Origin of the sequence: Cellulomonas uda (assembly GCF_006538705.1) — a bacterium.
GTDB classification, from domain to species: domain Bacteria; phylum Actinomycetota; class Actinomycetes; order Actinomycetales; family Cellulomonadaceae; genus Cellulomonas; species Cellulomonas uda.
This window is the reverse complement of sequence record NZ_BJLP01000042.1, coordinates 25,334-34,863: the sequence shown is the minus strand read 5'-3', so window position 1 is coordinate 34,863 and position 9,530 is coordinate 25,334. Positions and strand designations below refer to the sequence as shown.

The following is a 9,530-nucleotide window of genomic DNA, read 5'->3' as shown; positions in this document are numbered from 1 at the left end:
CAACAAGCCGGACCCTCAGGGGTCCGGCTTGTTGTGTTTCTGGGGTTGGTAGTCGCGGGTGGGGTCGATGGTCAGCTCGCGCAGGAGCTCGCCGGTGATGGCGTGCACGACTCGGACGTCGTGGCCGGCAATGAGCATGATCACGGGGGCTCGGGCGTGGGTTCGGCCGATGCCGGTGTGGTGTAGCCGGCCGCGTGCGCGCACCGGCACCCAGAGGTCTCCGGAGCGCCGCGGGAGGCCGACCCTCAAGACGGCGGCAATGACGGTCGATCAATGGTCAAGAAGCAAGCGGATCGACACCCACTCGCACAGCGCCAAACGAGCGAGAGTGAACGCGGCGTGCCGGCTCTGCCCTGGTCGTCGAGCCACGTACCCGGGCACGCCGCCCGTGGCTGTCCGTCGACAGGAGGGCAGGATGGGCCTGATCAAGGCCACGATCGCAGCGGTCGTCGGCGCCTTGACCGCACGGCGGTCAGGCTGGCCCAGACCTAGTTGCGGGCATGGAAAGCCTCAAGCGGGCGTCGACGCCGGCCTCGCCGCGCAGAACGAGTACGACGCGGCACGCGCCGAAGCGTTCGGCCTCTGATGCTCTCCCCGACGAACGAGGTGGTGGGAGCCCGATGATCCTGGTCGCGTGCGTGAACTGCGGCAGCAACGACCTCCGCGAGCACGGCGGGTACGCGGTGTGCGCGTACTGCCGGTCACGGTTTGTGCTCCAGCCGGACGAGGTTCCGTCTCGGCAGACCGTGATCGACGTAAACGCCGACGTCCAGGCCTTGCTTGAACGATGTCGGGACGATCCCGCGAACCGACGTCGGTACGCGAGCCTCGTCCTGGACATCGACCCGACCAATCCCGAAGCCATCAGATACCTGCGGTAGGAGCACGACATGAAGGCGAAGGACATCGCGAGGTTGCACGGGCTTGACGCGTCAGCGTTCGAGCGGTGGATCAAGCTCGCCCAAGTACCACACCGGGTCGGCATGACCGGGCTCTCGGTCGATGAGAGCGTCAACACGGACGAGCTGGTCGGGGCCTTCCGGCAGTACGCCGCCCAGGAGAACGCGCGCGCCGCCGCCGAGCAGCAGCGGAGTGAACGCGCAGCGCAGGAGAAGCAGCACGCCCTGGCCGGCATGTTGATCACATCGGGCTTCAACTTCGACGGGTACCGGATCACGAGGTACTCGGGCTACATCTCGGGCGACGATGCCGTGTCCATGGATCGCCCTCGGCACGGCTGGCTCGGCGGGGTGAACGGGGACGTCGCCACGGACCTGATGGCCGGCCTGGCGCACATCCGGCGCAACGCGCTGACAGAGCTGAAGGAGGCCGCCTACGCGCTCGGGTGCAATGCCGTGATCGGGGTCGACTTCGACTACCTGACCCTAGACCCCGAGACGGTCAGCAACAGCGGTGGGACCCTGTACCTGCCGTTCTTGTTCGCGGTGACCGCGAATGGGAACGCCGTCGTCATCGAGAAGAGCGCGTGAGCCTGATCTGCGTGATGGAGAGCCACTCGGTGTCCCGAGCCGGGTGGAACTATGCCGACCGAGCGCCGTTGGCGGCGCTTGTCTAGCACGTGAGCGTGCCCGGGCTTCCGTAGCAACCTGTCCGAGGACGCCACCGAGGCCGCGACGTCGCGGCGCAAGGGTGGCCCCGGTGCTGGACGACACGCTTGCAGACGTCAACACCCGAATCGGCGGCTTGCCGAGTCCCGACGAGGCACTGCCTCCTGGCGCCCTGGCACGCCCCGGCCCATCCGCCTCCCGTGCGCCGCGGGCCAGTCACCGCCAGGGTGCGCGAAGGCGGCAGGCGGACGGCACCGCCAGGTGCACCGACGGCGTCAGTCGTCACACGCGCACGCGCCACTGTTCGAGAGCTCGGTCCAGCACGTCTGGCACGTCTCTCCTGCGAGGTCTGCCCCGACCCCGGAGTGAGTGACCTCACCTCCCCAGCTCGTCCCCGCCTCACGCCATGCGAGCGCTCCGAGAACCATCTCCGCAAGACGATCCGCGGACATGACCGCCTTGGGCACCCGAAGGTACGCGGTCGTGGAGGTCCGCTTCGGCTGCGCCCGTGTTCCGGGGTTCTGTACGGCGACCGCGTCCACCTTCAGGGGGTCGACGACGACGTCGACGAACGTCCGGTTGAAGTACGCGGCGATGTGCCGACCCTGCGGACGCACGCTGATGTAGCCGGGTTGGACGTCGACATCGGGTGCGTATAGCCCGATCACCGCACGAAGCGCGGCTGAGTGCTCCGGGGTCAGCCCGAACTCATCGATCTGCTCATGCACGTCCATGTCAGTCTCCCACTGGTCGTTCGAGAGCGTTGTGATGGCACGTACCCTGTCGTCGCGGTCTGACACGCACGTCTGCTGCCGCCCAGCCGTCGCGTGCCCTGGCCTGGTACTGATGCCCGTCCGGCACCGAGGACCTCCAGGGCGCGGCCTGACGTCATGAACCGACGCGCCCGGGGACGTGCCTCGCGGCGAGCGTCAGCCCAGCGTGACGGGGCGGCGGTCGTCGGACGTCCACTCCGACAACGAGCCGTCGTAGACGGCGACCTCGGTGCCGTCCACGACGAACGCCGCGAACGCGGGCATGGTCGCGGCGATCCCGCCGCCGCAGTACGTGACCGCCCCCTCGGCCTGCAGCACGCCGGCGTCCTCGAGCAGCGCGCGCAGCTCGTCGACGGGCAGGAACCGGCCGGTGGCGGGGTCGAGGAGCGTGAACAGGGGCACGTTGACGCTCCCGGGGATGCGGCCGCGCCGCGGGTAGGGGCTGACCTCCTGCTCGCCGCGGAACGTCGCGGGGTCGAGCGCGTTGACGAGAAGCCCGGCCGCGTCGCCCGCGGAGATGTTCTCGACCCGCGGGAGCGTGGCGAGCAGCTCGGGCCGCTCGCGAGGGGTCAGCGTGACGCCGCCCGCACGGGCGGCCTCGTCGTCGGCCGCGCCCGAGGCCGTCGGGAAGCCCGCGGCCCGCCAGGCGCCGAGGCCACCGTCGAGCACCGACACCGCGTCGTGCCCGAGCCAGCGCAGCAGCCACCACACGCGCGTCGCCCACGCGGACCCGACGGTGTCGTACACGACGACGTGCGTGCCGTCACCGACGCCGACGGCGGCGAACGCCGCGGCCAGGGTGTCGGCGGGCGGGAGCGTGAACAGGAACGGGCCGCCGGGGTCGGACAGCTCGTTCTTCACGTCGACGAACGCCGCTCCGGGCACGTGCGCGGCGAGGTACTGCGCGCGCAGCGGCTCCGCGGTGTACGGGTCGCCCTCGCTGCCCTGCGCGAGCGCAGTCGACGCGTCGAGCACGAGAACCTCGTCCGGTCCGTCCAGCGCGTCGCGCAGGTCCTCGGGGCTGACCAGGGGCGGCAGTGCGGGCATGGGTCCTCCTCGGGCGGTCGGCTGACGCCTCGACGCTAGGCGGGCGACGCACGGGCCGGAAGGCCACGCCCACCAGGCGGGCATTCCCGACGAAGCCGCCCGGAAACCTCGTCGGACCACCACCCGAACGACGGAAACGTCTGGTGACCTGCGACGACGTGCCAGCACCCCGGGACCTTGAGCCCTCCGGGAGTGGCGTCGGCGGACCTAACGTCGCAAGCACCGGATCCGACGACGGAGGCTGACATGACCGAGGTCCTCGTCCTGGGAGGCACGGGCCTCCTGGGCTTCCACACCACGAACCTGCTGCTCGACCGCGGCTACGAGGTCACCACGCTGTCGCTGCCCGTCGAGGACTCGTCGTTCCTGCCCGAGGCCGCCACGGCACGGTTCGGCGACGTCACGACGATGACGGACACCGACCTGCTCGCCCTCCTCGCCGACAAGCACGCCGTGTTCTACGCGATCGGCGCCGACGAGCGCACGGTCCCGCCCGCGCCCGCGGCGCGGTTCTTCTACGAGGCGAACGTGCTGCCCACCCAGCGCGTCGCGCGCCTCGCCCGGCAGTCGGGCGTGCAGAAGTTCGTGCTGTACGGCTCGTACACCGCGCAGTGGGCCGAGGAGTGGCCGGACCTGGGTTACCGCACGCGCAACGGCTACCCCCGCACGCGCCTGATGCAGGAGGAGGTCGCCTGCCTGGAGGGCGCGGGCGAGATGGACGTCATGACGCTGCGCCTGCCGTACATCTTCGGCACCGTCCCGAACCAGCGGCCGCTCTGGCAGATGTTCCTCGACATGGTCGCCGGACAGGAGGGCCCCGCCGCGGTGCTCGGCGGCTCGACGTCGTCGGTCACCGTCCGGCAGGTCGCGCAGGCCGCCGTCGGGGCGATGGAGCACGGCGAGCACGAGGGGCGCTACCCGATCAACGGCTACGACCTGTCGTACCTGGAGTTCCAGCAGATGTGCCTCGCCGCCGTCGGCCGGGACCCGCAGGACGCGGTCGTCGTGCCGCTCGAGGTGATGCTCCCCGGCTACGAGGCGGCCCAGGAGCAGTCCACCGCGGCGGGCGTCGAGCACGGAATCCACCTGCCCGACTCGGCGCGCTTCCAGGCCCGCGACGCCGTCTCCGACCCGGCGGTCTGCGCGGTCCTCGGCATCGAGCCCGACGACGTCCCCGCCGCCATCCGCGAGACCCTCACTTGGTGCGTCGACCACCCCCGCGAGACCACCGGCTACTGACGACGTGCGAGAGGCCCGAGCGCACGTCCGTCCGGACGAGTCTGGAGCCTCCGACTTCCCTCGGCTAATGCCTCAGGCGGCGCCAACGCTACGAGGGCGTGTTCCCGCGAGCAACACAGATCTCGCCCGGTCGTCACGAGTGCGGGACTCGGGAGGAGAGCTGCGTGAGCCGATGACAGTGACATGAGGTCGTCGCGATGAGCGAGTACCGGTCCGCCGCACGCATCGAGGTGCTGTCACGCGGGCGCACGCTCGAGCACCTCGCGAACCGGCCGCTTCGTAAGCTGCCGTCCGGAACGAGCGGCGTCGTCTATCAGGGCAAGGTCTACCCGCTCCACGTAGGAGACCGCATCGACGCGGACGAGCCCGGCATCCGGAAGACCGAGTGCTCCCGCTTCATCCGCACCGATGAGCCCGTCGTCTACGCCCCAGCCCTCACCGGCGGCGAGCGACCCCTCGTCGAGCGATGGTCCGTCGAAACCAACAAGCACGGTCACTACGTCGTCTTCGACGCGACGGAGCCAGTCGCGGAGCGGCTGGTCGCTGCGTTCGTCGACTCCGGGCTCGGGGTGATCCGGTGGGACAGCAGCCATCGGCCCGCGGCTGACGGCTACCACTACGACTGGTTCATCCGGCTCGCGTTCACAGGCAGCCGCACGGAGTGCCTGCCACGTGTCGAGGCGGTTCTCGCAGGCGAGGTCTCGACCCCTACCCAAGCCGACGCAGAACCCATCGCGGAACGGCTAACCGCCCTCGAGCACAGGCTCTCGCAGGTCCGTCACCTCGTCGACGACCTCGCAGAGCAACGTGATGCGGCGGTGGCGCTCACCCAGCAGACGGAGTCGGAGCTCGCTGCCGCGCTGACGACGATCGCGCGGCTCCGGCGTGAGAAGAAGCAGGCCGCTCAACGGGCTCAGCGCGCGGAGACCGATGCAGCGCGGGCGGCGGCGAACGCCGCCGAGAACAACTCGCTGCCGAGTGCGGAGCGTGCCGAGCTCGAGCGCCGCGTCCTCGAGGCGAAACACCGTGCTGACGCGATCGAGAAGATCGCGGATGAGTACTTCGACGAGCTCGCAGACCTGCAGCCCAAACTCGCGATGTCGCAGGACAAGGTCCGGCTGCTGCAGGACCAGATCGATGACCTCAACGCTCTGCGGGACGAACAGATCGCGCAGCTGGCTCGCCGCTCGGACGTCCCGCCACGCGGGCCCGGCATCTGGCAGCGCCTGTGGCCGCGACTCGTGCTGCACCAACGGGCTCTGGAGTTTCTCGAGGACCCTCGTCGCTGCCCTGAGGCCGAGAAGCTCTGCGAGGTCCTCACGGACCTCAACCGCCGCGCCAAGAGTGGGCGGCGGTTCCAGTCGACCGAACATGTATGGGAGGTCCGCGAGCACATCCGCATCGAGAAGTCGGGATCGAACGCAGGCCGCGTCTACTACCGGATCCTGCCTGATGAGCGCCTGTGGATCCTGATCGACCGCAAAGATCCCAAGAGCCAGACACAGCTCGGGCAGTGGTTCGACAACCTGGACCTGCCGGACGACGACTACTGAGTCGAACCCTCGGCGGCCGGGCTCGAACATCCGGAACGGTCCCGCGCTAGGCCGAGATAGGGGCCCAGGAGGCGGCGGAGCGGGTCGAGGATCGCGGTGCGCTCGGCGGGGTCGCTCGGGCGCTGGCGGGCACGGGCGGACTTCGTGGCGCTGAGGATCATCGCGTCCACGACGTCCGCCACGGCGTCCGGCTCGGGCTCGCCGTGCTCGCGCAGCGCCGCGCGCAGCGGCTCCTGGAGCGCGGCGTGGAACTCCTGCATGGGCCCGGACAGCACCGCGGGGTCCACGACGCTCCCGAGCGCCCGCGCGACGCGCTGCTCGTCGCCGGCGAAGAACGCGACGTTGGCCTCGACGTACGCCCAGACGCGCGCACCTGGTGTCGGTGCCTGCGCCATGGCGTCCTGGATGCGCTGCGCCCAGCTCGGCAGCACGTCCGCGACCACGGCCGCGAGCAGGTCGTCGCGCGAGCGCGCGTACTCGTACACGCTGGACCGCGCGAGGCCCGCGCGCGCACCGACGTCGGCGAGCGACGGCGCCTGCCCGGTCTCGGCGAGCAGGTCACGCGCGGCGTCGAGCACCGCGCGCCGTTGGCGGGCGCGGTGCTCCGCGACGGTCGCGGCGTTGATGCGAGGCACGGATCCCTCCCGGCAGGTCAGCCGACGTGCTCCTCCAGCCGGCCGTCGGTCATCTGCAGCACCCTGTCACAGTGGTGCAGCACGTCGTGGTCGTGGGTGACCATGACGGTGGCGACGCCGTGCTGGTGGGACTCGCGGGCGAGGAGCGCGACGACCTCCTGGCTGCGCGCGCGGTCGAGGGCCGCGGTGGGCTCGTCGACCAGCAGCAGCTGCGGGCGGGTCATGAGGGCGCGGGCGATGCCGATGCGCTGACGCTCACCACCGGACAGGTGGCCGGGGCGGCGGTCGGCGCGGTGGGACATGCCGACCTCGTCGAGCAGCTCGCGCGGGTCGCGCGGCTTCTCGACGGGACCGAGCTGCAGCGGCAGGCGGAGCTGGTCGAGCGCGGTGAGCGCGGGCAGCAGGTTGCCGGACTGGAACACGAAGCCGATGCGCGCGCGGCGCAGGCGCGCGAGGTCACGCTGCGAGGCGTTGGTCAGGTCGGCGTCGCCGACGTGCACGGTGCCGGACGTGGGGCGGATGAGTCCGCCCGCGACGGCGAGCAGGCTCGACTTGCCCGCACCGGACGGTCCGACGACGGCGAGGAGCTCGCCGGGCTGGACGGTGAGCGACACGTCGTCGAGGGCGGTGACGGTGTCGTCCCCGTCACCGTGCAGGAGCGTCACACCGGCGAGGTTCAGGCCTGCGGTCGCGGTCGCGGCGGTCATCGGTTGCCTCCGAGGGCGGTGAGGGGGTCGACGCGGGTGATGCGGGTGACGGCGACGGCGGCGCCGATCATGCCGAGCACGACGAGGAGCACGGCGGCCCCGGCGACGGGCGCGGCCTCGAGCGCGAACGGCATCTCGGTCGTGGACAGCCCACTGCCGAGCAGCAGGCCGATCCCGACGCCGATGGCGGTGGACGTCACCAGGAGGATCGCGGACTGCGTGAGGCTGTCGCGCAGCAGGAACCGCGAGCTCGCGCCCATGGCGCGCAGCACCGCGAGCTCGTGCTTGCGCTGGATGGTCACGACGAGGAAGAACGCGCCGACGACGAGCGCGGAGATCGCGTAGAGGAACACCTGGATGAGCTGCAGCGTGGCGGTCTCGGCGGTGTAGCCGGGCGAGGCGCCGAAGGACTCGTCGAGCGTCATGCTCGTCGTGCCGATCGCGGCGTCGCCGGCGGCGAGGTCGATCCCGTCGCCGCGCAGCGCGACGGCGGTGACCTGCTCGTACACCCACGCGGGGGCCTCCTCGCCGGGGCGTACCCCGCCGTGGACCTCCTGCCACGTGGGCAGGTCGACGTAGCCGATGTCGACGTGGCCGAACGTGTGCTGCCCGTCGAGGAACCCGACGACGGTGAGCTCGGTGCCGATCTGGTCGATGACGACGACGTCGCCGACGTCGACGCCCATGTCACGCACGTCGCCCGCGAGCACGACCTCGCCGGGGCCGGCGAGGTCCTCGCCCGTGGCCGACGAGGGTGCGATCCACGTGCCGGGCTGGACGCCGAACAGCGCGAGGTCGAGGTCGACGCCGGAGTCGGTGCGCGTGTTGACGAGCACGTTGCCGAAGGGAGCGGCGTCCTTCACGCCGTCGACCGTCGCCCACTCGTCGACCGCGGTCACGTCCACGGCCGAGCGCGCGAACGCGGCGGAGTGGTCGACGTCCTCCTCGAACGCGAACGCTTCGACGGGCATCCGCTTGAGCCCGGAGACGCCGTCGTTGACGAGCCCGACGGACAGGCCGGACAGCAGGACCATCAGGACGCCGATGAGCGCCACGACCGAGCCCATGAGCGCGAAGCGCCCCCGGGCGAACGTCAGCTCACGCCACGCGAGGAACACCGCGCACCACCTCTGTTGTCGACACCATGTCGGTAACCATAACTCGGCCACCGTCTTGCCGACAACGTGTCGACAAGATGCGGACGCTCAGTGGTCCGCCGGCACCAGCTCCAGCACCCGGCGCGCCAGCGCGACCCGGTCCGTGCCCGCGTGCCCGAGGCTCCCCGAGTCGAGCGCGCCCGCCACGACCTCCCGCAGGTGGCGCGTCGCCGGGGACGCCGGCTCGTGCAGCGCGAGCAGGTGCGCGACGACGAGCCCGTGGTACTGCTCGAACGCCGAGACCGGCTCGGTGATCGCCCGCTCCGCGACCTCGTGGCTCGCGGCCGGAGGGTGCCCGCTCATCATCGCGAGCGCCATCACGCGGTTCGCCTCCGAGCCCTCGTCGTACACCTGCTCCAGCAGCTCGCGCGTCGGGTGCGTGCGGTGCGCCGCCTCCGCCCACGACCGGACCTGCAGCTCCTGCTCCACGGACCGCCGCCACCCCGGCGACGACCGCCGCGTCACGGCGAACCGCGCGGCCTCCGCGGAGTTCAGCTCGATGAGCTCGCGGGCCTCGTCACGCAGCTCCGCAGCCCGGACGTGGTCGCCGTCCTCGTCCGCCCGCGCGGCCTCGTCGAGCTTGCGCGCGACCGCCTGCCCGAGCTCGACCTTCACACCCCCGGCCTCGACCGCGGTGATCCGCTCCGCGAGCACCGCGACGAGCACGAGGGCGGCCCCGGCCGCGAGCACCGCCGCGGTCCCGGCGCCGTTGTCGGACACGAACACTGCCACGCACCCGAGCGCGACGAGCACTCCCCCGCCGACGGCGCACCACCCCCGCACGGCCCTCGACACCTGCGCCCGCGCGCCCGGCGCGCCGCCGTTCCCCCCGCCCCGCTGCATGCCGCGAT

11 protein-coding genes and 1 pseudogene are annotated in these 9,530 nt (G+C 71.4%); 5 read left to right on the top strand and 7 right to left on the bottom strand.

Annotation, left to right across the window (positions count from 1 at the left end):
- Positions 1–15: 15 nt before the first annotated feature.
- A pseudogene (locus CUD01_RS17445) lies at positions 16–204 on the bottom strand (IS481 family transposase); the annotation flags it as partial.
- Between the two features lie 211 nt (positions 205–415).
- On the opposite strand from CUD01_RS17445, the gene CUD01_RS16620 reads away from it, so the two are divergent.
- The 3 genes from CUD01_RS16620 to CUD01_RS12165 are packed head-to-tail and all read left to right on the top strand — an operon-like array spanning position 416 to position 1,490.
- Positions 416–586 (top strand): hypothetical protein, encoded by a 171-nt coding sequence (locus tag CUD01_RS16620; protein WP_166772043.1) that lies wholly within the window; start codon positions 416–418, stop codon positions 584–586.
- Positions 587–620: 34 nt separating this feature from the next.
- Positions 621–881, top strand: coding sequence for a hypothetical protein (locus CUD01_RS12170; RefSeq protein ID WP_141321409.1), 261 nt, complete (start codon positions 621–623; stop codon positions 879–881).
- Positions 882–890: 9 nt separating this feature from the next.
- Positions 891–1,490, top strand: a complete 600-nt coding sequence (locus CUD01_RS12165) for a heavy metal-binding domain-containing protein (RefSeq protein ID WP_141321407.1) — start codon at positions 891–893, stop codon at positions 1,488–1,490.
- A gap of 353 nt (positions 1,491–1,843) precedes the next feature.
- Here the strand turns inward: CUD01_RS12165 and CUD01_RS12160 are convergent, their stop codons facing one another.
- Positions 1,844–2,368, bottom strand: a complete 525-nt coding sequence (locus CUD01_RS12160) for a hypothetical protein (protein ID WP_141321405.1) — start codon at positions 2,366–2,368, stop codon at positions 1,844–1,846.
- A 129-nt stretch (positions 2,369–2,497) separates the two neighbouring features.
- A complete protein-coding gene (locus tag CUD01_RS12155; RefSeq protein ID WP_141321403.1) occupies positions 2,498–3,388 on the bottom strand; it encodes a sulfurtransferase in 891 nt (296 codons plus the stop codon).
- 246 nt (positions 3,389–3,634) lie between these two features.
- On the opposite strand from CUD01_RS12155, the gene CUD01_RS12150 reads away from it, so the two are divergent.
- Positions 3,635–4,627 carry an NAD-dependent epimerase/dehydratase family protein gene (locus CUD01_RS12150; protein ID WP_141321401.1) on the top strand — a complete coding sequence of 331 codons (993 nt, stop codon included), beginning with the start codon at positions 3,635–3,637 and terminating at the stop codon, positions 4,625–4,627.
- A 197-nt stretch (positions 4,628–4,824) separates the two neighbouring features.
- Positions 4,825–6,180: a hypothetical protein gene (locus CUD01_RS12145; RefSeq protein WP_141321399.1), complete on the top strand. Its 1,356-nt coding sequence runs from the start codon at positions 4,825–4,827 to the stop codon at positions 6,178–6,180.
- Here the strand turns inward: CUD01_RS12145 and CUD01_RS12140 are convergent.
- The 4 genes from CUD01_RS12140 to CUD01_RS12125 form a co-directional block, all read right to left on the bottom strand.
- Positions 6,174–6,815: a TetR/AcrR family transcriptional regulator gene (locus CUD01_RS12140; RefSeq protein ID WP_141321397.1), complete on the bottom strand. Its 642-nt coding sequence runs from the start codon at positions 6,813–6,815 to the stop codon at positions 6,174–6,176. The two genes, CUD01_RS12145 and CUD01_RS12140, sit on opposite strands and share 7 nt — an antisense overlap.
- Before the next feature lie 17 nt (positions 6,816–6,832).
- A complete protein-coding gene (locus CUD01_RS12135) occupies positions 6,833–7,522 on the bottom strand; it encodes an ABC transporter ATP-binding protein (RefSeq protein WP_141321395.1) in 690 nt (229 codons plus the stop codon).
- On the bottom strand, positions 7,519–8,640 hold the full coding sequence (locus tag CUD01_RS12130; protein ID WP_141321393.1) for an ABC transporter permease: 1,122 nt from the start codon (positions 8,638–8,640) through the stop codon (positions 7,519–7,521). Before CUD01_RS12130 ends, CUD01_RS12135 begins: the two co-directional genes overlap by 4 nt.
- An 87-nt stretch (positions 8,641–8,727) precedes the next feature.
- A complete protein-coding gene (locus tag CUD01_RS12125; protein WP_141321391.1) occupies positions 8,728–9,522 on the bottom strand; it encodes a hypothetical protein in 795 nt (264 codons plus the stop codon).
- Positions 9,523–9,530: the final 8 nt, after the last annotated feature.